Origin of the sequence: Pseudomonas lundensis, assembly GCF_015377145.2 — a bacterium.
Classification (GTDB): Bacteria; Pseudomonadota; Gammaproteobacteria; order Pseudomonadales; family Pseudomonadaceae; genus Aquipseudomonas; species Aquipseudomonas lundensis.
Window position 1 is genome coordinate 3,114,365 of sequence record NZ_CP062158.2, and the last position, 24,320, is coordinate 3,138,684.

The 24,320-nt window shown below is 60.5% G+C and carries 26 protein-coding genes; 1 reads left to right on the top strand and 25 read right to left on the bottom strand.

Annotation, left to right across the window (positions count from 1 at the left end):
* The 12 genes from motD to IF654_RS14655 form a co-directional block, all read right to left on the bottom strand.
* Window positions 1-891: a flagellar motor protein MotD gene (gene motD / locus IF654_RS14600; protein WP_194862281.1), complete on the bottom strand. Its 891-nt coding sequence runs from the start codon at window positions 889-891 to the stop codon at window positions 1-3.
* A gap of 15 nt (window positions 892-906) precedes the next feature.
* Entirely contained in the window at window positions 907-1,647 is a 741-nt protein-coding gene (locus IF654_RS14605) for a flagellar motor protein (protein WP_047275909.1), read from the bottom strand.
* Window positions 1,647-2,792 carry a protein-glutamate methylesterase/protein-glutamine glutaminase gene (locus tag IF654_RS14610; protein WP_047275911.1) on the bottom strand — a complete coding sequence of 382 codons (1,146 nt, stop codon included), beginning with the start codon at window positions 2,790-2,792 and terminating at the stop codon, window positions 1,647-1,649. Before IF654_RS14610 ends, IF654_RS14605 begins: the two co-directional genes overlap by 1 nt.
* 49 nt (window positions 2,793-2,841) lie before the next feature.
* Window positions 2,842-5,076, bottom strand: a complete 2,235-nt coding sequence (locus IF654_RS14615; RefSeq protein WP_047280880.1) for a chemotaxis protein CheA — start codon at window positions 5,074-5,076, stop codon at window positions 2,842-2,844.
* A gap of 11 nt (window positions 5,077-5,087) precedes the next feature.
* The gene (locus IF654_RS14620) at window positions 5,088-5,876 is read right to left on the bottom strand and encodes a protein phosphatase CheZ (RefSeq protein ID WP_047275915.1); all 789 of its coding nucleotides are present in this window, start codon (window positions 5,874-5,876) and stop codon (window positions 5,088-5,090) included.
* A gap of 21 nt (window positions 5,877-5,897) precedes the next feature.
* The gene (locus tag IF654_RS14625; RefSeq protein WP_162199707.1) at window positions 5,898-6,269 is read right to left on the bottom strand and encodes a chemotaxis response regulator CheY; all 372 of its coding nucleotides are present in this window, start codon (window positions 6,267-6,269) and stop codon (window positions 5,898-5,900) included.
* Between the two features lie 207 nt (window positions 6,270-6,476).
* On the bottom strand, window positions 6,477-7,217 hold the full coding sequence (gene fliA / locus IF654_RS14630; protein WP_047275918.1) for an RNA polymerase sigma factor FliA: 741 nt from the start codon (window positions 7,215-7,217) through the stop codon (window positions 6,477-6,479).
* Window positions 7,214-8,047, bottom strand: coding sequence for a flagellar synthesis regulator FleN (gene fleN, locus IF654_RS14635; RefSeq protein ID WP_047275920.1), 834 nt, complete (start codon window positions 8,045-8,047; stop codon window positions 7,214-7,216). Before fleN ends, fliA begins: the two co-directional genes overlap by 4 nt.
* Window positions 8,048-8,166: 119 nt before the next feature.
* Complete coding sequence (flhF, locus tag IF654_RS14640; protein WP_047275922.1) at window positions 8,167-9,480, bottom strand: flagellar biosynthesis protein FlhF; 1,314 nt, start codon at window positions 9,478-9,480, stop codon at window positions 8,167-8,169.
* Window positions 9,481-9,490: 10 nt separating this feature from the next.
* On the bottom strand, window positions 9,491-11,620 hold the full coding sequence (flhA, locus tag IF654_RS14645; protein ID WP_047276200.1) for a flagellar biosynthesis protein FlhA: 2,130 nt from the start codon (window positions 11,618-11,620) through the stop codon (window positions 9,491-9,493).
* Between the two features lie 171 nt (window positions 11,621-11,791).
* Entirely contained in the window at window positions 11,792-12,061 is a 270-nt protein-coding gene (locus tag IF654_RS14650) for a hypothetical protein (protein WP_047275924.1), read from the bottom strand.
* Between the two features lie 378 nt (window positions 12,062-12,439).
* Window positions 12,440-13,009: a hypothetical protein gene (locus tag IF654_RS14655; protein ID WP_047275926.1), complete on the bottom strand. Its 570-nt coding sequence runs from the start codon at window positions 13,007-13,009 to the stop codon at window positions 12,440-12,442.
* 177 nt (window positions 13,010-13,186) lie between these two features.
* Here IF654_RS14655 and IF654_RS14660 point away from each other — a divergent pair, with 177 nt between their 5' ends.
* Window positions 13,187-14,194: an RHS repeat-associated core domain-containing protein gene (locus tag IF654_RS14660; protein WP_194862280.1), complete on the top strand. Its 1,008-nt coding sequence runs from the start codon at window positions 13,187-13,189 to the stop codon at window positions 14,192-14,194.
* Between the two features lie 167 nt (window positions 14,195-14,361).
* Here IF654_RS14660 and flhB read toward each other — a convergent pair whose 3' ends face one another.
* From flhB to fliJ, 13 genes are all read right to left on the bottom strand, one after another.
* Complete coding sequence (flhB, locus tag IF654_RS14665; protein ID WP_047280882.1) at window positions 14,362-15,498, bottom strand: flagellar biosynthesis protein FlhB; 1,137 nt, start codon at window positions 15,496-15,498, stop codon at window positions 14,362-14,364.
* Between the two features lie 2 nt (window positions 15,499-15,500).
* Window positions 15,501-16,283, bottom strand: coding sequence for a flagellar biosynthetic protein FliR (gene fliR, locus IF654_RS14670; protein ID WP_047275930.1), 783 nt, complete (start codon window positions 16,281-16,283; stop codon window positions 15,501-15,503).
* Complete coding sequence (fliQ, locus tag IF654_RS14675) at window positions 16,284-16,553, bottom strand: flagellar biosynthesis protein FliQ (protein WP_047275932.1); 270 nt, start codon at window positions 16,551-16,553, stop codon at window positions 16,284-16,286.
* A gap of 24 nt (window positions 16,554-16,577) precedes the next feature.
* Window positions 16,578-17,321: a flagellar type III secretion system pore protein FliP gene (gene fliP / locus IF654_RS14680; RefSeq protein WP_047275934.1), complete on the bottom strand. Its 744-nt coding sequence runs from the start codon at window positions 17,319-17,321 to the stop codon at window positions 16,578-16,580.
* Window positions 17,321-17,761 carry a flagellar biosynthetic protein FliO gene (fliO, locus tag IF654_RS14685; protein WP_194862279.1) on the bottom strand — a complete coding sequence of 147 codons (441 nt, stop codon included), beginning with the start codon at window positions 17,759-17,761 and terminating at the stop codon, window positions 17,321-17,323. The genes fliP and fliO overlap by 1 nt, the downstream gene beginning before the upstream one ends.
* The gene (gene fliN, locus IF654_RS14690) at window positions 17,762-18,229 is read right to left on the bottom strand and encodes a flagellar motor switch protein FliN (protein ID WP_047275937.1); all 468 of its coding nucleotides are present in this window, start codon (window positions 18,227-18,229) and stop codon (window positions 17,762-17,764) included. It lies immediately after the preceding gene.
* Window positions 18,230-18,285: 56 nt separating this feature from the next.
* The gene (fliM, locus tag IF654_RS14695) at window positions 18,286-19,254 is read right to left on the bottom strand and encodes a flagellar motor switch protein FliM (protein ID WP_047275940.1); all 969 of its coding nucleotides are present in this window, start codon (window positions 19,252-19,254) and stop codon (window positions 18,286-18,288) included.
* 9 nt (window positions 19,255-19,263) lie between these two features.
* Window positions 19,264-19,755 carry a flagellar basal body-associated protein FliL gene (gene fliL, locus IF654_RS14700; RefSeq protein WP_047275942.1) on the bottom strand — a complete coding sequence of 164 codons (492 nt, stop codon included), beginning with the start codon at window positions 19,753-19,755 and terminating at the stop codon, window positions 19,264-19,266.
* A 196-nt stretch (window positions 19,756-19,951) separates the two neighbouring features.
* The gene (locus IF654_RS14705) at window positions 19,952-21,292 is read right to left on the bottom strand and encodes a flagellar hook-length control protein FliK (protein ID WP_047282784.1); all 1,341 of its coding nucleotides are present in this window, start codon (window positions 21,290-21,292) and stop codon (window positions 19,952-19,954) included.
* Window positions 21,293-21,369: 77 nt separating this feature from the next.
* On the bottom strand, window positions 21,370-21,732 hold the full coding sequence (locus tag IF654_RS14710; protein ID WP_094987482.1) for an Hpt domain-containing protein: 363 nt from the start codon (window positions 21,730-21,732) through the stop codon (window positions 21,370-21,372).
* A gap of 31 nt (window positions 21,733-21,763) precedes the next feature.
* Window positions 21,764-23,479 (bottom strand): ATP-binding SpoIIE family protein phosphatase, encoded by a 1,716-nt coding sequence (locus IF654_RS14715; protein WP_186348381.1) that lies wholly within the window; start codon window positions 23,477-23,479, stop codon window positions 21,764-21,766.
* Window positions 23,476-23,781, bottom strand: coding sequence for an STAS domain-containing protein (locus tag IF654_RS14720; RefSeq protein WP_047275948.1), 306 nt, complete (start codon window positions 23,779-23,781; stop codon window positions 23,476-23,478). Before IF654_RS14720 ends, IF654_RS14715 begins: the two co-directional genes overlap by 4 nt.
* An 86-nt stretch (window positions 23,782-23,867) precedes the next feature.
* The gene (gene fliJ / locus IF654_RS14725; protein ID WP_047275950.1) at window positions 23,868-24,320 is read right to left on the bottom strand and encodes a flagellar export protein FliJ; all 453 of its coding nucleotides are present in this window, start codon (window positions 24,318-24,320) and stop codon (window positions 23,868-23,870) included.

Sequence of the window (24,320 nt, forward strand, 5' to 3'; positions counted from 1 at the left end):
TTAAAGGGCCGGCGACGGAGAATTGACGGCATTCCCGCGAACCGGCGGCGTTGATACCGGCGGTGCAGTTTGTGTGCCAGCCCGCTTCAAGGCCGCATCGGGCGTTGCATGCGCGGTCCCGGTGCCGGTCAGGCTACGGCGCACATCCAGGTTGCGCGAGACCACCAGCACCACCCGCCGGTTCAGCGCACGGCCTTCGGGGGTGGCGTTATTGGCCACCGGCTGAAACTCGCCATAGCCCACCGACGCCATGCGGGCCGGGCTGACCCCTTGCATGGCCAGCATGCGCACGATGCTCGACGAACGGGCCGACGACAGTTCCCAGTTGGTGGGGTACTGCGCCGTACGGATCGGCAAGTCGTCGGTGAAGCCTTCGACGTGAATCGGGTTATCGAACGGTTTGAGGATCGCCGCCACCTTGTCGATGATGCTGAACGCCACGTCGCTGGGCATCGCATCGCCGCTGCCAAACAGCAGGCTGGAGTTGAGTTCGATCTCGACCCACAGCTCATTGCCGCGCACGGTCAACTGGTTGGACGCAATCAGGTCGCCAAACGCCTGGGTGATGTCGTCGGCGATGGTTTTCAGCGGATCGCGGGTGATCTGCCCCAGCCCGGCGTCCGTCTGGTCGCTGTCTTTGACCAGGGGCTTGGCCGGCTGGATGGTCAACGGCCGCTCTTCACCAATGGGGATGGGCTTGAGCGTGCGTTCGGCGTCGTTAAACACCCCCACCAGCGCTTGGGAGATGATTTTGTACTTGCCTTCGTTGATCGATGAGATCGAGTACATGACCACAAAAAACGCGAACAACAAGGTGATGAAGTCCGCGTAGGACACCAGCCAGCGCTCGTGATTGACGTGTTCTTCAGGCTGCCGACGGCGACGGGACATAGCGCAAACTCTCCATTAGTCCATGAAGCCCTGAAGCTTCAACTCAATGGAACGCGGGTTCTCACCTTCGGCGATCGACAGGATGCCTTCGAGCAACATTTCGCGGTAACGCGACTGGCGCATGGCAATCGACTTCAGCTTGCTGGCAATGGGCAACAGAATCAGGTTGGCACTGGCCACGCCATAGATGGTGGCGACAAAGGCCACCGCGATGCCGCTGCCCAACTGGCTCGGGTCGGCCAGGTTGCCCATCACGTGGATCAAGCCCATCACCGCACCGATGATGCCGATGGTCGGCGCATAGCCGCCCATGCTTTCGAACACTTTCGCGGCTTCGATATCGCGGCTTTCCTGGGTCATGAAATCGACTTCCAGAATGCTGCGGATCGCTTCGGGCTCGGCGCCGTCCACCAGCAACTGCAAGCCTTTGCGCGAATAATCGTCGGGTTCGGCATCTGCCACGCCTTCCAGGCCCAGCAGGCCTTCCTTGCGCGCGGTGAGGCTCCAGTTGACGACGCGGTCAACGCCGCCCGCCAGGTCAATGCGCGGCGGAAAGAAGATCCACACCACGGTGTGCATGGCGCGCTTGAACGCGCTCAATGGCGACTGCAACAACGCGGCGCCGATGGTGCCACCCAGCACGATCAGGGCCGCCGGGCCATTGGCCAGCGCGCCCAGGTGACCGCCTTCGAGGTAATTACCGCCGATGATGGCCACGAAGGCCATGATGATGCCGATCAGGCTCAGTACATCCATCAGTGACACGCCTCGACCAAGTGCTTGCCGATGTCATCCAGGCTGTACACCGCGTCCGCCAGGTTGGCTTTGACGATGGCCATGGGCATGCCGTAGATCACACAACTGGCCTCGTCCTGCGCCCAAACGTTGCTGCCGCCCTGCTTGAGCAGGCGCGCGCCTTCGCGGCCATCGGCGCCCATGCCGGTCAACACCACCGCCAGCACTTTGTCGCCGTAGGACTTGGCCGCTGAACCGAAGGTGATGTCCACACACGGTTTGTAGTTCAGACGCTCATCGCCCGGCAGGATACGTACCGCGCCACGCCCGTCGATCATCATTTGCTTGCCCCCCGGCGCCAGCAGCGCCAGGCCCGGACGCAGGATGTCGCCGTCTTCGGCTTCTTTCACACTGATGCGGCACAGCTTGTCCAACCGCTCGGCAAACGCCTTGGTGAACGCCGCAGGCATGTGCTGCACCAGCACGATGGGCGCCGGGAAATTGGCTGGCAACTGGGTCAATACCCGCTGCAAGGCCACCGGCCCACCCGTGGAGGTGCCAATTGCCACCAGTTTGTAGGCTTTGCGCTTGGGCGCTGGCGAGTTCGCGGTGGCCGCCGGGGCGGGCGCACTGCGGCTGGCAATCGGCGTGGTGCGGGTCGGTGCCGGGGTGGCAGGCGTGCCCGCTGGCGCAAAACCGCTGACCGACGGGCGCGGCGCGGGCGTCGGGGTGTGCGGCTGGGGTGCGCTGTAACTGGAAAAACGGCGGTTACTGCGCGAGATGGTGTGCACCTTCTCGCACAGCAGTTGCTTGACCTTATCGGGGTTGCGCGAAATATCTTCGAAGTTTTTCGGCAGGAAATCCACGGCCCCGGCGTCCAGTGCATCCAGCGTGACGCGGGCACCTTCGTGGGTCAGGGAAGAGAACATCAACACCGGGGTCGGACACTTTTGCATGATGTGACGCACGGCGGTAATGCCGTCCATCATCGGCATCTCGTAGTCCATGGTGATCACGTCCGGCTTGAGCGCCAGCGCCTGATCAATCGCCTCTTTGCCATTGGTGGCGGTGCCGATCACTTGAATCGTCGGGTCAGCGGACAGAATCTCCGAGACACGGCGGCGGAAAAAACCAGAATCATCCACCACCAGGACCTTGACTACCATAAACACTCCGTTAGGCGGCGCGGGACGCAACCGCCCCGCTCCACCAGAATCAAATACGCCGTGCGGCGTAGCGTTTGAGCATGCTCGGCACATCCAGAATCAAGGCAATACGGCCATCACCGGTAATGGTGGCGCCCGACATGCCCGGCGTGCCCTGGAGCATTTTGCCCAACGGTTTGATGACCACTTCTTCCTGACCGACCAACTGATCGACCACGAAACCGATGCGCTGCGTGCCCACCGACAGAATCACCACATGCCCTTCACGCTGCTCTTCGTGGGCAGCCGAAGCCACCAGCCAGCGCTTGAGGTAGAACAACGGCAGCGCCTTGTCGCGTACGATCACCACTTCCTGGCCGTCCACCACATTGGTGCGCGACAGGTCGAGGTGGAAAATCTCGTTCACGTTGACCAGCGGGAAGGCGAACGCCTGATTGCCCAGCATCACCATCAGGGTCGGCATGATCGCCAGGGTCAGCGGCACCTTGATCACAATCTTCGAGCCCTGGCCCAGGGTCGAATAGATGTTCAGCGAGCCGTTGAGCTGGGCGATTTTGGTTTTCACCACGTCCATGCCCACGCCACGGCCCGACACGTCGGAAATCTCGGTTTTGGTCGAGAAGCCCGGCGCAAAAATCAGGTTGTAACAGTCGGACTCGCTCAGGCGATCGGCGGCGTCCTTGTCCATCAGGCCTTTCTTCACGGCAATGCCGCGCAGAATATTGGCGTCCATGCCTTTGCCGTCATCGGAGATGGACAGCAGGATGTGGTCGCCTTCCTGTTCGGCCGAGAGGATCACCTTGCCGCAACGGGACTTGCCTGCCGCTTCGCGTTCTTCCGGGGTTTCACAACCGTGGTCGACCGCGTTGCGCACCAAGTGGACCAGCGGGTCGGCCAGGGCCTCGACCAGGTTCTTGTCCAGATCGGTTTCTTCGCCCACCAGCTCAAGGGTGATTTCTTTCTTGAGCTGACGCGCCAAATCGCGAACCAGCCGCGGGAAACGGCCGAACACTTTCTTGATCGGCTGCATCCGGGTCTTCATCACCGCGGTTTGCAGGTCGGCGGTCACCACGTCGAGGTTGGACACCGCCTTGGACATGGCTTCGTCATTGCTGTTGAGGCCCAGGCGCACCAGACGGTTACGCACCAGCACCAGCTCGCCGACCATGTTCATGATGTCGTCCAGGCGCGCCGTGTCGACCCGCACCGTGGTTTCTGCTTCCGAAGCCGCCGGTTTGTCCGGGTGGGCCGCTACAGCGCGGGCCGGAGCGACCGGGCGCGCTGCCGGTTCAGGCTTGCTTGCCACGGCCGCCGCCGCTGCAGGCGCTGGCGCGGGCTTGGCCGCAGCCGGCTGGGCAGGGACTTCCGTGAACTTGCCCTTACCGTGCAACTCGTCGAGCAACGATTCAAATTCGTGGTCGGAGATGTGGTCCGGGTTGGCCGGTGCCGCATCAGCCGGCGCGACAGCCGCAGGGGCCGCAGGAGCAGAGGCATCCAGTGCATCGGCACTGAACGACCCTTTACCGTGCAACTGATCGAGCAAGGCTTCGAATTCGTCGTCGGTGATTTCGTTGCTGGCGGGCGCGGCCGGTTCCACCGGTTGAGCGGCGGGCGTCGCAGCCACGGCGTCCGGCGCAAACTGGCCTTTGCCGTGCAATTGGTCCAGCAGGGACTCAAACTCGGCGTCAGAAATTTCGTCGCTGCCCGGGGCGGATGCCGCCTGCTCAGGCGTGGCCACAGGCGTCGCCGCCCCGCCCGCCGCCGCTTGCGCTTTGACTGCATTGAGCGAGTCCAGCAACAGCTCGAATTCGTTATCGGTGATGTCACCGCTGTCTGCGGCCACCGGTTCTGACGCAGGCGCCACGGCCACGGGCTCCGGGGCGGCGGGTGCCGCTGCGGGCTCGGCCAGGCGCGCCAGCGCAGCCAGCAACTCCGGCGTCGCGGCGGTGATCGGTGCGCGCTCGCGCACTTCACTGAACATGCCGTTGACCGCGTCCAGCGCTTCCAGGATCACGTCCATCAGCTCCGAATCGACGTGTCGCTCACCCTTGCGCAAGATGTCGAACACGTTCTCGGCGATGTGACAGCACTCCACCAGCTCGTTGAGCTGGAGGAAGCCGGCGCCCCCTTTTACAGTGTGAAAACCGCGAAAAATTGCATTGAGCAGGTCGGCATCATCCGGTCGGCTTTCCAGCTCGACCAGTTGTTCGGACAACTGCTCTAGAATTTCGCCGGCTTCAACCAGGAAATCCTGAAGGATTTCTTCATCGGCGCCGAAGCTCATGTACGTGCTCCTTAGAATCCAAGACTTGAAAGCAAATCGTCTACATCGTCCTGACCGGACACGACGTCATCACGCTTATCGGCATGAATCTGCGGACCTTCACCCTGCGCCAGGTTTTTTTGCGGATTATTTTCTGCCCGCAGTGCTTCGCGGTCATGCTCGATCCCTGCGAAACGGTCAACCTGACTGGCCATCAACACCAGTTTGAGCAGATTGCTTTCAACTTCAGTCACCAGCTGCGTGACCCGCTTGATCACCTGACCGGTGAGGTCCTGGTAATCCTGAGCCAGCAAAATGTCATTCAGGTTGGCGGCGACCACGTGGCTTTCTTCTTCGCTACGCGTCAGAAAACCGTCAACCCGACGCGCCAGATCCCGAAACTCCTCGGCACTGAGCTCGCGACGCATGAAGCGTCCCCACTCTGCGCTCAAGGTTTTGGCTTCAGCGCCCAGGCCATTGACCACGGGCGTGCTGTTCTCCACCAGGTCCATGGTGCGGTTGGCCGCCGCTTCCGTTAAGCGCACAACATACGACAACCGTTCCGTGGCATCCGTGATCTGCGACACTTCTTCGGCTTGCGGCATGTGCGGGTCAATGTGGAAGTTGACGATTGCACTGTGCAGCTCGCGCGTCAGCTTGCCGACTTCGCGGTACAGGCCCCGGTCGCGGGTCTGGTTCAATTCGTGAATCAGCTGCACGGCGTCGCCAAACTGGCCTTTTTCAAGGCTGTCGACCAACTCGCGAGCATGTTTTTTCAAGGTCGATTCAAAATCGCCCTGGCTAGCCTCTTTATGCTCCATAACGCCCCCGTGGCGAGTCGATCAACCGATGCGTTCGAAGATTTTTTCGATCTTCTCTTTGAGTGCCAGCGCAGTGAACGGCTTGACGACATAGCCGTTAACACCGGCTTGCGCCGCTTCGATGATTTGCTCGCGCTTGGCTTCGGCCGTCACCATCAGCACGGGCATGTGCTTGAGTTTTTCATCCGCGCGCACGTGGCGCAGCAGATCGATGCCGGTCATGCCCGGCATGTTCCAGTCAGTCACCAGAAAGTCGATATGACCTTGATTGAGGATCGGTATCGCCGTGGTGCCATCATCGGCCTCAACGGTGTTGGTGAACCCCAGGTCACGCAGCAGGTTTTTAATGATCCGCCGCATCGTCGAAAAATCATCAACGATGAGGATTTTCATATTCTTGTCCAATTCGACCTCCAAGCAGTCTTAAAACGCGTCCAGCACCTGGGCGCGCCATTCAATCAATTCAGTAAACCTTAACCCTGTAGCCGCCACCGCCGACTGCGACGCGGATGCAGCGACCGTCTGTGACAGAAGGTCTTGCGGCCTTATCGCAGCCTGCGGCAGCGGCTACAGGGGGTAAATCGTGTGGACGGCGGCGTCTCAGCGCGCTCGCCATTCCGCCAGGCGCCCGCGCAAACGCGCGGCACACTGGCTGTGCAACTGGCTGACACGCGACTCGCTCACGCCCAGCACCTCACCGATTTCCTTGAGGTTGAGTTCTTCGTCGTAGTACAGCGCCAGCACCAGCCGCTCGCGTTCCGGCAAGTTGGCGATGGCCTCGGCCAACGCGCCCTGGAAACGTTCGTCTTCCAGGTCACGCGACGGCTCAAGGTGAGCACTGGCGCCGTCCTCGTGCAGCCCTTCATGCTCGCCGTCCTGCAACAGGTCGTCGAAGCTGAACAGGCGGCTGCCCAGGGTGTCATTCAAAATGGCGTAATAATCATCAAGGCTTAAATTGAGTTCGGCCGCAACTTCGTGATCTTTAGCGTCACAGCCGGTTTTTGCTTCAATTGCCCGAATTGCGTCGCTGACCATGCGCGTATTGCGGTGGACCGAGCGTGGAGCCCAGTCGCCCTTTCGCACTTCATCAAGCATCGCGCCACGGATACGAATACCCGCGTAGGTTTCGAAACTTGCACCTTTGCTGGCGTCGTATTTGGTCGACACTTCGAGCAGGCCGATCATCCCGGCCTGAATCAAGTCTTCAACCTGCACACTGGCCGGCAGACGCGCCAGCAGGTGGTACGCAATGCGTTTGACCAAAGGGGCGTAGCGTTCGATCAGCTCGTACTGGCTGTCGCGCGATGACTTGCTGTACATGCGATAGCCGCTTGCTGTCATGGAGACGTACCTACATTGGTTTGCTGCACCAGACGCTCAACAAAGAACTCCAGGTGCCCACGGGGATTGGCAGGCAATGGCCAGGTGTCAACTTTCTGTGCAATGGCCTTGAACGCCAGCGAGCATTTGGAGCGCGGGAACGCTTCGTACACAGCGCGCTGCTTTTGCACTGCCTTGCGCACACATTCGTCGTACGGCACGGCGCCTACGTATTGCAGGGCGACGTCCAGAAAGCGGTCGGTGACTTTGGTCAGCTTGGCGAACAGGTTGCGCCCTTCCTGCGGGCTCTGGGCCATGTTGGCCAACACCCGGAAGCGGTTCATGCCGTAATCGCGGTTCAGCAACTTGATCAACGCATACGCATCGGTGATCGAGGTCGGTTCGTCGCACACCACCAGCAGCACTTCCTGCGCGGCGCGCACAAAGCTGACCACCGATTCGCCAATCCCGGCGGCGGTGTCGATCACCAGCACGTCCAGGTTGTCACCGATCTCGCTGAAGGCCTGAATCAGCCCCGCATGCTGGGCCGGGCTCAGGTGAACCATGCTTTGGGTGCCCGACGCCGCGGGCACGATGCGAATCCCGCCGGGGCCAGGCAGCAGCACATCGCGCAGCTCGCAACGGCCCTCGACCACATCGGCCAGGGTGTATTTGGGGGTCAGCCCCAGCAGTACGTCGACGTTCGCCAACCCCAGGTCAGCGTCCAGTAACATCACTCGTCTGCCCAGCTCGGCAAGAGCCAGCGACAAGTTGACTGAAACGTTAGTTTTACCGACGCCACCCTTGCCGCCGGTCACTGCGATCACCTGTACGGGATGCATGCTGCCCATGATCTTTCTTTACCTTGTCTTACTTAGACGCGGCTACAGAGGCTGGCTGCGGGTTCCTCAACGGGAACAGGATGTGCAGACCATCAATGTAGGTACATTCCAACGTAATCATCACTGCCTCAGCCGACCCGTTTGGAAGGGCTGTGGTAGATATCAGCGAACATGTCGGCCATGGCCTCTTCGCTGGGTTCTTCCTGCATTTGCACACTCACCGCACGGCTCACCAACTGGTGACGACGCGGCAGATGGAGATCGTCCGGGATACGCGGACCGTCCGTGAGATAGGCCACTGGCAGCTCGTGGCTGATGGCCAGACTCAACACTTCACCAAGGCTCGCCGTCTCATCCAGTTTGGTCAGGATGCAACCGGCCAGCCCGCAACGTTTATAACTGTGGTACGCCGCCGCCAGCACTTGTTTCTGGCTGGTGGTGGCCAATACCAAATAGTTTTTGGACTTGATGCCGCGCCCCGCCAGGCTTTCGAGCTGCAGGCGCAACGCCGGGTCACTGGCTTGCAGGCCCGCCGTGTCCACCAGCACCACGCGCTTGCGCACCAGCGGCTCCAGGGTTTGCCCCAGCGACTGGCCGGGCGCCACATGCGTGACGGGCACATTGAGGATGCGGCCCAGGGTTTTGAGTTGCTCCTGCGCGCCAATCCGGTAACTGTCCATGCTCACCAGCGCAATGTTTTGCGCGCCGTACTTGAGCACATAACGCGCCGCCAGCTTGGCCAGTGTGGTGGTCTTGCCCATGCCTGCCGGGCCGACCATGGCAATCACGCCGCCGTCTTCAAGCGGTTCGACTTCAGGGGTGGCGATCATGCGGGCCAAATGGGCCAACAGCATGCGCCAGGCCTGACGCGGCTCTTCAATCTCGGTCACTTGCTCCAGCAAGTCGCGGGCCAGCGGGCCGGACAAGCCGATGCGCTGCAAACGGCGCCACAGATTGGCTTGTGCCGGTTTGCTGCCTTGCAACTGATTCCAGGCCAACGACCCCAACTGCACTTCGAGCAACTCGCGCAAGCCATTGAGTTCAAAGCGCATGGTGTCGAAGGCGCGTTGGTCCATGCTCGGCGCGGCCGGGGCTGCGGGACGTGGCGGCTCGTCGAACGTCGGCTCGATCAGTGGCTCGGCGGCGGTCAGGGGCAAACCGGCAAACAATTGCCGACTGACATCCGACTCGCCCTCAGCGCGCATGCTCAACTCGGCCTGGGCCGACACAATGCGCGACTGGGTCTTGCGCAGCTCTTCTTCGAGTTCGACATTCGGCACACGGGGCGCCAGCGCGGACAACTTGTAGTCCAGCGCAGCGGTCAACTCAACACCGCCAGCAATGCGGCGGTTACCAATAATGGCGGCATCAGCCCCCAGCTCATCACGAACCAGTTTCATGGCCTGACGCATATCGGCGGCGAAAAAACGCTTCACTTGCATAAACCAAACCTCAGCCGTTCGGGCCTACTGTCGCAACGATGGTGACTTGCTTGTTGTCAGGGATTTCCTGGTACGCCAGCACATGCAGGTTCGGCACGGCCAAACGGCCAAACCGCGACAACATCGCGCGGACCGGACCGGCCACCAGCAGGATCACCGGATTGCCTTGCATCTCTTGGCGTTGTGCGGCGTCGATCAACGAACGCTGCAGTTTTTCAGCCATGCTCGGCTCCAGCAGAACGCCCTCTTCCTGACCTTGCCCTGCCTTCTGCAGACTATTGAGCAATATTTGTTCCAACCTTGGCTCCAGCGTGATAACTGGCAGCTCAGACTCAACGCCTACAATGCTTTGGACGATGGCGCGGGACAAACCAACCCGCACGGCGGCCACCAAAGCGGCGGTATCTTGACTCTTGTGCGCATTGTTCGCGACGGCTTCGGCAATACTGCGAATGTCGCGCACCGGCACCTGTTCGGCCAACAGCGCCTGCAACACTTTGAGCAGCTGCGACAAGCTCAGCACACCTGGCACCAGCTCTTCAGCCAGTTTAGGCGAGGCTTTGGCCAGCAACTGCATCAACTGCTGCACTTCTTCATGACCAATCAGCTCATGAGAGTGTTTGTAGAGGATCTGGTTCAAATGCGTGGCCACCACGGTGCTGGCGTCCACCACGGTGTAGCCCAGCGATTGCGCCTGACTGCGCTGGCTGACTTCGATCCACACCGCTTCGAGGCCAAAGGCCGGGTCCTTGGCGGTAATGCCGTTCAACGTGCCGAACACCTGACCGGGGTTGATCGCCAGTTCGCGGTCGGGGTAGATCTCGGCCTCGGCCAGAATCACCCCCATCAGGGTCAAGCGGTAGGCGCTGGGCGCCAGGTCGAGGTTGTCGCGGATATGCACAGTCGGCATCAGAAAGCCCAGATCCTGGGACAGCTTCTTGCGCACGCCCTTGATCCGCGCCAGCAATTGGCCACCCTGGTTGCGGTCCACCAGCGGGATCAAGCGGTAGCCCACTTCCAGGCCGATCATGTCGATGGGGGTTACGTCATCCCAGCCCAGCTCTTTGGTGTCTTGCGCACGGGCAGGCGACGGCAGCAGTTCCTGCTGGCGCTGAACTTCCTGCAGGGCCTGAACCTTGACGGCGTTTTGTTTTTTCCACATCAAATACGCCACGCCACCGGAGACGGCGGCCAGGCTCAGGAACGCGAAGTGCGGCATGCCGGGCACGGCGCCCATCACGGCCATCAACCCGGCGGACACCGCCAGCGCTTTGGGCGAGGCGAACATCTGGCGGCTGATCTGCTTGCCCATCTCTTCGGAGCCCGACGCACGGGTCACCATGATCGCGGCGGCCGTGGACAGCAACAGCGAAGGCAGCTGCGCCACCAAACCGTCACCGATGGTCAGCAGCGCATAGACTTTACCGGCATCAGCGAAGGTCATGCCGTGCTGGAACATGCCCACCGCCATGCCACCGATCAGGTTGATAAACAGGATCAACAGACCGGCGATGGCGTCACCACGCACGAACTTGCTGGCACCGTCCATCGAGCCGTAGAACTCGGCTTCCTGAGCGACTTCCTGACGGCGGGATTTGGCCTGGTTCTGATCGATCAACCCGGCATTGAGGTCGGCGTCGATGGCCATTTGCTTACCGGGCATGGCGTCGAGGGTGAAACGCGCGCTCACCTCGGAAATACGCCCGGCGCCCTTGGTCACCACCACGAAGTTGATGATCATCAAAATCGCGAACACCACGATACCGACCACGTAGTTGCCGCCGATCACCACCTCGCCGAACGCCTGGATCACCTTACCGGCCGCGCCGTGACCTTCTTGGCCGTGGAGCATCACCACCCGCGTCGACGCCACGTTGAGCGCCAGGCGCATCAGTGTCGCCACCAGCAGGATGGTCGGGAACACGGCGAAATCCAGTGGGCGCAAGGCGTACACACACACCAGCAGCACCACAATCGACAGCGCAATGTTGAAGGTAAAGAACACGTCCAGCAGGAACGCCGGGATGGGCAACATCATCATGGCCAGCATCACCAGCAACAACAACGGCACGCCCAACTGCCCCTGACCCAGACCGGTCAGACCGTTGCGTGCGGTGTTGATTAACTGAGAGCGATCCAATGACATTGCGGAAAACCTTTAGCAAACTTTTGACGCCATGTGCGCCGTGGAGCCTGCCTTTGCAAGAAGCCTTCCAACTTTGGCAAATGGCCACCTGCCAGTGAAAAAACCTTGGTTTCAGGGGCAAACACCCTCTCCCGTCAGGAGAGGGATGGGGTCAGAGGCACCCTGTCAGGCGGGCCTGAGGCGCCAGCCCAGCACATCGAGCAGATCGCAGCCATCGCGCAGCAACAGCATGGCGGTGGTGGCCAGGTGCTTGAGGTCGACCTGATCGGCGTGTTCCAGATCACGGCTCGCAAAGGTTTCCATCAGTTGCGTGACCGCCAGCACACGGGCTGCGGCGTTGGCGTGCAAGACGTCCAGCGGGGCGTTACGGTCAATCAGCAAGGCGGGGATGGTGCAATCGATGGCAGTCAGCGGGATGTAGGGAGCGTTCGGCATGGGCGAGGTCCATTTGTCTTTTCAAATAAGCCACCCTTTTTCGTCGCCAAACGAAATTAGGGTGGCAGCTGTGCGCGGGTTGGCGAACCGGTGAAAAGACAAACAAAGACCGGCAGACCCGAAGATCTCCCACGCACAGCCGCCATAAAGCTTGCCGCGAAAAAATGAACTCGCGACGAAACGAAACGACGCAAAAGCGCTGCTTTATCTTTTCATTCCGAGTCGCCAAACCCGGTCGCCATGTGGGCGAGCGCGGACTATAAGCGCCGGCACAGACACCCGGCAAGCAGCAACCCTGTCTGAAGAGGCTGATAAGGCTGCGGGCCGACGCCCCCTCTTGCACACGTGATACGCGCGCCCATCACCCACACGCCGGGTTCAGTTCCAGCGCCATTCCCCCAAATCGATGACCAGGCACGCACTGCTGCTGGCCCCGAACACCACATCAATCTTGCGGTTGGGCTGATAGCGCTCCGACCCGCGCCCGCCAATCAAAATATCCCCGCAGCGCCCGTCCCGCGTGTGCGGCCGATCCTTCCACACCGGCACACTGTCGAGCTTCAACTGGCGCACCAGGTTGCACAGGATAAAACTGCGCGCACAGATTCCGTTGATCCCTTCCGAGCTCAATGACTTGCGTAAAAATCGCAAAATCGTCTCGCGCTCTTTCTCGCACCGTTCCAGCACGGCGGCGTAATACGCTTCGTGGCCACAGCCCTGCGGCACCGTCGGCAGCGAAATCACCGCCAGCAGGTTGGCGCCCTCGGTACTGAACCCCACCACATGTTGATCGAGCGCCTGATCCAGCCAAAAAATCGCAAACGTACCCTCCAGCGCAGGGAACGCCGGAAACAACCCCTCCAGCTCAGCCATGGCCAGACCATGGGCATCACTCAGGGCATAGGTTTTGACCGACGCATCAGGGATCAGGGTTAACTCGATGGGCATCGCGCATCTCCATTGCCAGTTACAAACGCCACGGCGCGCTCTTTCCACAGTTAAGCAGGTTTGGGCAAACCCTCTACTGGCAACATTGACAGGGTGGCTACCTGATAGAACTGCCAGTACCCGTGACGCCCGTTCGCGCTCATCATCAAGCACTCCTCCACGCGCTCGAGACCGTCCATGAAAAAAGCACTGCTGTGCCGCTATGACTACGACCCGCTTGATCGGCTGACGGGCTTGCTCCCTCCCCCCCAGGCACCACGCCAACGCTTTTATCGGCAAAACCGGCTCGCCACGGACATCCAGGGCGACGTGCAGCACACCATCGTGCAGCACAGCGACCAGTTGCTTGCGCTACAGCGCCGTGATGCAACGTCATCCGCCAGCACCCTGCTCGCCACCGACCCGCAGCACTCCGTGCTGTATACGGTGGGTGCTACAGAACAACGGACAATGGCTTATTCGCCTTATGGTCACCATCCAACCGCAGGCGCCAATCAGCATCTCTTGGGGTTTAACGGCGAGTGCGCAGACCCAGTGACCGGCCATTATTTATTGGGCAACGGGTATCGGGCGTTTAACCCGGTATTGATGCGTTTTAATAGCCCGGACAGTTGGAGTCCATTTGGCAAGGGCGGCGTCAACTCGTACGCCTATTGCATCAACAACCCAATAAATAACGACGACTCGAGTGGTCATATTAAAATTCCGATACTAGCAAGAACAATAGCGCGACGCACACGCACCACCCTCAAAACAAGACGTTACGCCGAGAACACAACTGTAAAGTATCTGGTTGCACATCCGCATAACGCCGAGCCAATAGAACTGGTCACCCTCACCGAATCCAACGGGATCTATAACATCTCAAGCATCGGCGAACCCCATAAAATCATTAGAAAAGATCCGACATTAAAAACACTCGCCTATGCAGCCCTACCAAAGAACCTAGAGCCTGCCGACGTAAATTTCATAAGACAAATACCACAACCAGAAGGCACAAATAAAATTAACTTCCTTAACTTACAAGCAACAACACTTCACAAACTCAGAGATGCGACCACATCAGAGCAAGTACAAGCCTTTCGCAGCCTGAGCGAAACAGCAAGTAGAGGTGAAATATCGAATATTAATCCAGCATTTATTGACAGCCTGAGAGACAACATACGTGGCGCACCCACATCATAAAACCGACACTTATTTCATCTGGACCGCACCATTAAAAATCAAGGAACAAACCCATCATGAACAGGCATTTCAATCGATACCGAACACCTATTAACCCAACTTGATTACTCACCAATACATTCAAACTCTTCACTGACCAATAAGAATTTAGCTGTTGCGAAAAACCTCTATTCATCGCGCCGTAAATCCGGCGGGATGGGCAGGTCGCTGAGCGGGTCTGGCCGCTTGCCCTTGCCCGCCTGATGCTGGCGGATCTGGTAGACGTACGCCAGCACTTGGGCCACGGCCAGGTACAAGCCGGCAGGGATTTCCTGGTCCAGTTCGGTGGAGTAGTAGATCGAACGCGCCAACGCCGGGGATTCGAGCAGCAGGATGTCGTGCTTGGCGCCGATTTCCCGGATTTTCAGCGCCAGAAAGTCGCTGCCTTTGGCCAGCAGCATCGGCGCCGCGCCTTTCTCGGGGTCGTATTTGAGGGCGACGGCGAAGTGGGTCGGGTTGGTGATGATGACATCCGCATCCGGGATGGCGCTCATCATGCGCCGCTGGCTCATGTCGCGCTGGGTCTGGCGGATGCGCTGTTTGACTTCCGGGCGCCCTTCCTGATCCTTGTGTTCGTCGCGCACTTCCTGCTTGGTCATCAGCAGTTTTTTGTGGCTTTCCCACAGCTGCACGGGCACGTCCACGGCGGCAATCAGGATCAGCCCGCAGGCCATCCACAACGCACTCCAGGCCACCACTTGCAGGCTGTGAATCACCGCCGATTCCAGCGGTTCGTGGGCGATGCGCTGTAAGTCGTCGATGTCGGCCTGGAGCACCATCAACGCCACGATCAGGATGATGAAGAATTTGGCCAGCGCCTTGAGCAGTTCGACCAGCGCCTTGGCCGAGAACATGCGCTTGAGCCCCGCCGCCGGGTTCATGCGGCTGAACTTGGGCGCCAGGCTGCCCGCCGCGAACAGCCAGCCACCCAGTGCAATCGGCCCGATCACGGCGGCAATCAGCAAGGTGATGAGCACGGGTTGGAGCGCGATCAGCGCGATTTTGCCCGAGTGCAGCAAGTAGGCGCCCATGGAATCGGGGTTGAGCAGCGCTTCACGGCTGATGCTGAAGTTGTAGCGCATGATTTCCATCATGTCCTGCGCCAGCGCACCGCCAAAGATGATCAGGCCGATGGACCCGGCGAGCATGATGGCCAGCGTATTCAGTTCTTTAGAGCGTGCGATCTCGCCCTTTTCCCTGGAGTCTTTTTTTCGTTTCTCCGTGGGGTCTTCTGTTTTATCGGCGCCACTCTCGCTTTCGGCCATGGCTATTTCGCCTGTGCCAGATCACGTAAGAACTGCAGGGCCTCAGTGGCCAGCGGTTGGTACTGATTGAGAATGTCCGCCAGGCTGATCCACAGGATCACCATGCCCAGCACCAGGGTCAGCGGAAAGCCGATGGCGAAGATGTTCAGTTGCGGCGCCGCCCGGGTCATGACGCCGAAGGCAATGTTGACCACCAGCAGCGCGGTAATGGCCGGCAGCACCAGCATCAGGGCCGCGCCCAACACCCAGCCCAGTTTGCCCACCACTTCCCAAAAATGAAGGGTCAATAAACCGCCACCGACCGGCAAAGTGGTAAAGCTTTCGGTGAGCACTTCGAACACCACCAGGTGCCCGTTCATGGACAGGAACAGCAAGGTCACCAGCATGGTGAAAAACTGCCCGATCACCGCCACGTTAACCCCGTTGGCCGGGTCGACCATGGAGGCGAAGCCCATGCCCATCTGGATCGCGACGATTTGCCCGGCCACCACGAACGCCTGGAAAAACAGCTGCAGTGAAAACCCGAGCAACGCGCCGATGATGATTTGCTCGGCAATCAGCATCAACCCGCTCAGGTCCAGCGGGTTGACGGTGGGCAGCGGCGGCAGGCTGGGCACAATGGCCAGGGTAATGGCAATCGACAAAAAAAGCTTGATGCGCTTGGGCACCAGGGTCGTGCCGATGATCGGCATGGTGGTCAACAGCGCGCCGACCCGGAACAGCGGCAGCATAAAGCTGGCGACCCAGGTACTGATCTGCGCGTCCGTCAGGGCCAGCAGCGACATTTAGCCGATCAACTGCGGAATGCTGCCGTACAACGACAGGATGTATTCCATGAACGTCTGCACCAGCCACGGCCCGGCCACGATCAGGGTCACGAGCATCACCAGCAAACGCGGGAGGAAGCTCAGGGTCTGTTCGTTGATTTGGGTGGCCGCCTGGAACATGGCGACCATCAGGCCCACCAGCAGGCTGGGCACCACCAGCACGGCCACCATCATGGTGGTCAGCCACAACGCACTGCGAAACAGGTCAACCGCGACTTCTGGGGTCATTGCGCATTACTCCCGGGCATGGCGTCACACCCCGCCAAAACTGCTGGCCAGCGTGCCGATAATCAGCGCCCAGCCATCGACCAGCACGAACAGCATGATTTTGAACGGCAACGAAATAATCAGCGGCGACAGCATCATCATGCCCATGGCCATCAGCACACTGGCCACTACCAGGTCGATGATCAGAAACGGAATGAAGATCATGAAGCCGATTTGAAACGCGGTTTTCAGTTCCGAGGTGACAAACGCCGGCACCAGAATGGTCAGCGGCGCAGCATCCGGGGTGGCGATGTCGGTCCGCTTGGACAGGCGCACGAACAGCTCAAGGTCGCTGCTGCGGGTTTGCGCCAGCATGAAATCCTTGATCGGGCCTTCGGCCTTGAGGATCGCGTCCTGCGCCGAGAGCTTTTCGGCAAGGTACGGCTGCAAGGCGTTTTGGTTAATTTTGTCGAACACCGGCGCCATGATGAACATCGTCAGAAACAACGCCATGCCTGTGAGGATCTGGTTGGACGGGGTTTGTTGCAGCCCCAGCGCCTGACGCAGGATCGAAAACACAATGATGATCCGCGTGAAACTGGTCATCAGCATGACGAACGCCGGGATAAAACTCAGCGCCGTCATGATCAGCAGGATTTGCAGGCTGACCGAGTACTCTTGCTGGCCGTCGGCGCCCGTGCCCAGGGTGATGGCCGGAATCGACAACGGATCGGCACCGAACGCCAACGGCGCGGCCAGCGCCAACAACAGCGCAACGACTAAACGCATTACGGCTTGTCCTTCTGGTTGCCCATCAGTTCGAGCAGGCGCTTGGCAAACTCCGGCGTGGCAGGCTGGGGGGTAGTCGGCAAGGTCACCGGCTCCTTGAGCACATGCAGCGGCGTGATCCGGCCGGGCGTCAGGCCCAGCAGGATTTGCTCATTGCCCACTTGCACCAGCACCAAACGATCACGCGCGCCCAGCGCACGCGAGCTGATCAGTTCAATCACCTGCCCCTGGCGTGGCCCGGCGTGCTGAACCCGGCGCAACAGCCAGGCCAGGCCGAAAATCAGCCCCAGCACCAGCAGCAGGCCCAGCACCAGTTGGCTCAATTGACCGCCGATGCCACTGCCGACCACCGGCGCAGCCGCCGTGGTGGCCGTGACCACCGGTTCGGCCGCCAGCACGCTGAACGGGAACGCCAGTAAACCGCCGAGTAACCGCTTCATTCAGCGCAGCTTCTTGATGCGTTCGCTTGGGCTGATGACGTCCGTCAGGCGAATGCCGAACTTTTCGTTCACCACCACCACTTCGCCGTGCGCAATCAGCGTGCCGTTGACCAGCACGTCCAGCGGCTCACCGGCCAGACGGTCCAGTTCAATTACCGAGCCCTGGTTGAGTTGCAGCAGGTTACGGATGTTGATGTCGGTGCTGCCCACTTCCATAGAGATGGACACCGGAATATCCAGAATCACGTCCAGGTTGGGGCCGTCCAGCGTGACCGGCTCGTTGTTGCGCGGCACGCTGCCGAATTCTTCCATCGGCACGCGGTTGGACGACGGGGCCTTGGCCGCATCGGCCGCCAGCAAGGCGTCAATGTCGTGTTGGCCCACATCGCCGGTTTCTTCCAGTGCAGCCGCCCATTCATCGGCCAGCGCCTGGTCTTCGGCGGAAGTTATTTCGTGTTCGTCAGCCATCATTTGTCCTCGGCGGGCAGTCAATCAGTTACACAGCGAATTCTTGAAACCGGCGCTTAGCGCCGGTCGATGGGCTCAACCACTTGCAGGGCGAGATTGCCCTTGTGCGAGCCCAGTTTGACCTTGAACGACGGCACGCCATTGGCACGCATGACCAGCTCGTCCTGCAACTCGATGGGGATCACGTCGCCGGGCTGCATGTGCAGAATGTCCCGCAGCCGCAACTGGCGACGGGCCACCGTGGCACTGAGCGGCACGCTGACGTCGAGTACGTCTTCACGCAGCGCTTTGCTCCAGCGTTCGTCCTGATCGTCGAGGTCGGACTGGAAACCGGCGTCGAGCATCTCGCGCACCGGCTCGATCATCGAATACGGCATGGTCACGTGCAGGTCGCCGCCACCGCCGTCCAGCTCGATGTGGAAGGTGGAGACCACAATCGCCTCGCTCGGGCCGACGATGTTGGCCATGGCCGGGTTCACTTCCGAGTTGATGTACTCGAAATTGACTTCCATGATCGCCTGCCAGGCTTCTTTCAAGTCGATGAAAGCCTGCTCCAGCACCATGCGCACCACGCGCAACTCGGTGGGCGTGAATTCACGGCCCTCGATCTTGGCGTGACGCCCGTCGCCGCCGAAGAAGTTGTCCACCAGCTTGAACACCAACTTGGCGTCCAGGATGAACAGCGCCGTGCCACGCAGCGGCTTGATCTTGACCAGGTTCAAACTGGTGGGCACGTACAGCGAATGCACGTACTCACCGAACTTCATCACCTGCACCCCGCCCACGGCCACGTCGGCCGAGCGGCGCAGCATGTTGAACATACTGATGCGGGTGTAGCGCGCGAAACGCTCGTTGATCATTTCGAGGGTCGGCATGCGCCCGCGAACAATACGGTCCTGACTGGTCAGGTCGTAACTTTTGACACTGCCGGGTTCGGCAGCCATTTCGGTCTGTACCAGACCGTCATCGACGCCATGCAACAGCGCATCGATCTCATCCTGGGACAGCAGGTCTTGCACGGCCATGTCGTGATCCTACTGCAATACGAAGTTAGTAAAGAGCACCTGATCGACCACCACTTTGCCGAGCTCTTTTTGCGCAACGGCTTGCACACTGGCAGTGGCTTTTTGACGCAACATTTCCTGGCCGACCGGCGTGGCGATGCTGTCGAAGGTTTCCCCGGAGAACAACATGACCAGATTGTTGCGGATCACTGGCATGTGAACCTTGAGCGCGTCCAGATCGGCCTGGTTTCGGGCTTGCAGGGTCATGCTCACTTGCATGTAGCGCTGGCGGCCATTGGCGTTGTAATTGAGCACAAACGCAGGCGCCATCGGCTCGTAGATCGCCGGGACTTTAGCGTTCGGGTCAACCACCACCTCGGGCTTGCTCTGGGCGCTGTGCATGAAATACCAGGTGGCGCCCACGGACAGGCCAATCGCCAGCAGCAACGCCACGACGATCAGGATAATCAGCTTGAGTTTGCCTTTCTGGGCGGGGTCTTTCACTGCGTCGCTCTTCGCCATGCCAATAATCCGTCACTATTCGGTTTTCACAGGTGCATGGCTAGGCAAGAGCAAGTGTTATGCCAGAAGTGAGTGTCGGGCGGGCATTGTTTGGCTTGAGCGGGGTTGGGGCGCGATGGCACGGCGATAACCGCGCGGTGCGCGGCAGCGACTGCACCGTTAAGGGGAGCCGCTGCGCAAGGCTGCTAGCCAGTTATCAGGCGTAGTAATCCACCGCACTGGAGCCCAGGATCACACTCGGCGCTGCGGCGTCAACGGCCGCCACGGACAGGTCGTCCTCCACAGCGCCGTCCGCCCGCCCACCGTTGCCTGTGCCATTGGCGCGGTGCTGGCCTTGTTGCTCCTGCCCCTGGCCCTGCCAATTGCGCGATTGATCCGACACGTTGACGTCCACTTGCCCCATGCCCTGCTGGGCGAACATCTCACGCAGACGGTGCATCTGCCCTTCCAGCGCTTCACGCACACCGGCGTGGCCGCTCATGAAGTTCACTTGCGCCGGTTGGTCGGCCGCGATGTTGACGCGGATGTCCAGTCGCCCCAGTTCGGCGGGTTCCAGCTGAATGTCCGCCGACTTGAGGTTGGCGCTGGACAGGTACATCACCCGGTTGACCACTTCTTCAGACCAGCCGTTCTGGTGCATGGCCAAGGGCTGGTTGACCGGCAAGGCATTGGCGGTTTTAGGCACAGCTGCTTGGGTCAAGGCCGCCAGACGATTGGCGAAGTCGTCGACACGGGTGTCGCTGGAGGCGCTTTTCAAGTCTTTAAGGCCATCGTCCACCAACCCCTTGAAGGCCTTTTCGCCGCCTTCGCCGGTGGTTTGGGAGTCGGTTTTCGGCTCGATCAGCAGGGCCATGCCGCTGGCCTGCCCCTGGGTTTGAGCAGCCGGTGCAGCGGTATCAGCAGAAGTGCTTTTGGTCGGTGCCTGACTGCTGGCGGACACGTGCCCGCCCTGCTCCATGGCCAGGCGTACCGCCGGCAGGTCGTCGAGGGGATCAGCCTCGGGGTCGAAGGTGTCATCGGCCACTGGCTGAGGTTGAACCGCAGCCGCCGTGGCCGCCGCAGCCAGTTGCGGCGCCTGCACCTCGGGTTGTGGCGCAACAGCGTCAACCGGTACGTCCGCCACCGGTGGTGTCAGCGGGGTGGTCGGGGCCACGGGCGTCAGCGTGGACGGATCGGTGGAAGCCACGTCATCGGACGCCGACGTCGTGCTGGCATCCTGGTCATCACGGGCATTGTCGGCGCGCTTGCCGCCAGGCAAGGGTTTGCCGCTATCGGCAACGTTCGCCGGTTTGCCAGCGCTTTTGTCGTTGCGCACATCAGGCCTGGCTGGCGCATCCGCCCCCTTGTCGCGCGACGGTTTGGCGACTTTATCGGCGGCATTGGACGCGGTGTCTTGCGACGCTTTGGCGTACACCTTCGAGAACGGCGCCCCCCCGGTTTTGTTGGGCTCAACAGCAGGCTGGGACGCATTCGCCGCAGCGGCTTTGGACGCAGCGGCGGCAGGTGTCTGAAGAAGCGGGTTGGCGGCAAGCGGCATGTAAGGTCTCCACTGTACGGGCTGGCGTAGGTACAGGTCAGAGATTCAGAGCAAGGTTCGGGCCAGCTTTGCGCCCATCAGTGGGAAACCACGTGTGCCGCCCCGCAGCGCTTGCGTTCGGCGCTGTACAGTCGGCGCACGGTTTGGTATTCACGGTCGATGTTCAGCACCAGCGCTTCGATGCCGTCCACCGACATTTTTTGCACCCCGGCTTCGAGTTCGGCGCACAAGCGCGCCAAACGAATGGCACCCATGTTGCTGCTGCTGCCTTTAAAGCTGTGGGCAACCGCCATCAGCTCGGTAGGACCACGCGCCAGATGCAATTGCTGCAGACGTTCGTCCGAGTCCGCGATAAAGGTGTCCAGCAGGTCGGCAAACCCGCCCTCCATCACGTCACGCAATGCGCTCACAACAGCCGGGTCCATGTGTAGATCAGACACTTGTTCACTCCTTGATCAAGAATGGGGCGGATTATGCCAGAGCCTCCCACGAAAACTCCACGTACGCGCTGCGACCATCGTCTGACCAGCGCGCCGCAGGACAGAGTTGACGCACCAGGCTCACGCCGCGCCCCGACAGGCGCCCTTTGTCCAGGGGACGCGCCAATACGTTGTGGACATCGAATCCTTTTCCGCTGTCTTCAACTTGTATCACTAAACGTCCACCGTTGAGCATAGGCTCAACCCGCAGGTGCAGCCGGACAAATCCTTCTTTAAGGGCTGCCAGCCGCTCTTCCCGGCGCTGGTAATACTGCGCGAACCCGGCAGCGTTGCGCTTGATCCGCGAGTCGAGCCCCAATACGCCATGCTCCAGGGCATTGGCATACAGCTCGGCCAGCACCGCGTGGATCACCGCCCCCTGCGTGCGCAGCCCATGGACTTCCATCAACAACTGCAACAGGTAGGGCAACGGGTTGAACTGTTGTAGGGATTGGGCGCGAAACTCAAAGCTGGCCGACCAGTCCAGCGGGCTGCAACGCCCGCTGTCGGAGTAGAGAATCGGCGGCAGGTCCCAGGATTGCGGCAACTGCGAAGTGATTTGCACCAGGCTCACGTCATCGCGCTTTTGCCCCTGGAAATCGCGCAGCGCCTGCACCACCTCATCAATCAGGTGTGCCGGGTCCCGATTACGGGCAAACACACGCTCCAGCCCTTGCACGCCAAACAGTTGTTCATCGTGGCCTGCGGTATCGATGACCCCGTCCGAGAGCAAAAACAGCTGATCGCCCGGCGCCATGGGCAGCACCTCGGTGGCGTCGTCAAAGGCGTCGCTGGTGAGCACCCCCAGCGGCAAGTGCCGGGACGGCAACGGCGTGCGCTTGCCGCTGGCCTGGGCATGCAAGTAGCCATCCGGCATGCCGCCATTCCACAGTTCGACGATGCGCCGCTGGGCACTCACGCACGCCAGCGTGGCGCAGCAAAACATGTCCACGGGCAGGATGCGTTTGAGCTTGGCGTTCATCTCACGCAGGATTTCCGCCAGGCCATAGCCTTTGGCCGTCATGCTGTAGAACACCTCCGCCAGCGGCATGGCGCCGATGGCGGCGGGCAACCCATGGCCGGTGAAGTCGCCCAGCAACACGTGGGTATCGCCGGTGGGGGTGTAGGCCGCCAGTAATAAATCGCCGTCGAACAAGGCATAAGGCGACTGCAAATACTGAATATTCGACGCCTTCAAACACCCCGAGTGCGCCACCCGGTCAAACACGGCCTTGGCCACTCGCTGTTCATTGAGCAGGTAGGTGTTGTGCCGGGCGATCAGGTTGCGTTGCTGCAACACCGTGTCCTGCAGGCGTCGCAAGCGGTCCATGACGGTGATCTTGGCGGCCAGCACCTGCGGGTTATAGGGCTTGATCAGCACATCATCGCCCCCGGCTTCCATCGCACGGGTCAAGGCGTCGGCGTGTTCGAGCGAGGTGAGGAAAATGATTGGCACCAGCGTCTCGCCAGCCAGCGCCTTGATCTGCCGCGTGGCTTCAAAGCCGTCCATGACCGGCATCAGCGCGTCCATCAGCACCAGTTGCGGGCGCTGCTCGGCAAACAGCGCCACCGCTTCGGCGCCATCGGCGGCCAGCAACACGCGATGCCCCTGCTTGCTGACAATGCGCGAGAGCAACAAGCGGTCGACCGCACTGTCTTCAGCGATCAGCAGGGTGAGCGGCTGGATATCTGCGTGTGACCCGTTCAACTGATATCAAACAGCTTGTCGAAGTTGGAAGTGGCGAAGATTTTGCGCACGTCGGCATTGCAATTGACGATCCGCACATCCGACTCATCGCCCCCGGCGTAGTCACGCAACAGCAACAGCATGCCCAGGGCAGAACTGTCGACGTAAGTGGTGTCCTTGAGGTCAACCACAAACTGATCAGGCTTGGAGTCCTGCTGTTCGTAGGCGTGCCTGAAATCTTGATGCTGGACGAAATCAAAACGCCCCTTGATCGCTAACGTCAGTTTTTTATCATCCTCCGTCAATGTTGAAGTGACAGCCATGGGCACGCATCCTTATCTGAGGTCGGGTGCCAAGAACTATAGACGGCGATGACGATTTCACCTCCCGTGGCGGGAATCCGGCGGACTTATAACGTGTCGCGGCGCTGCAGGCGCTGGGACAGCTCGTCCATCAGCTTTTGTTCGCGCTTGTCTTCCAGCTGCCGCGCTTCGTCGGCGTAGCGTTGCACCAGTTTGCGCAACCCTTCGACTCGAGCGTAGGCCTGCTGCCAGGTTTCGCGGGCTTTATTGAGGTTGTTTTCATGCCAGACCAGACTCTGCCGTTGCTGTGAGACGGCGGTTTCAAGCTGGTTGAGAAAGTACTGGTAACTGCGCAGCCATTGCCCCGACACGCCCTGGCTGCCACGGTCGACCCATTGCGACTGGTACTCGGCGCGGAAGTTTTCCAGGTCGCCCAACTTGCTGTTGGCCAGGTTCACTTGCCCCTGAAAATGCCCGAGGCGCTGCGCCGCGGCTTTTTCGGCGCTTTCGGCCATGTCCACCACTGGCGCTAGACGCGCCGCTCTTCCCCCGCTGGCCAT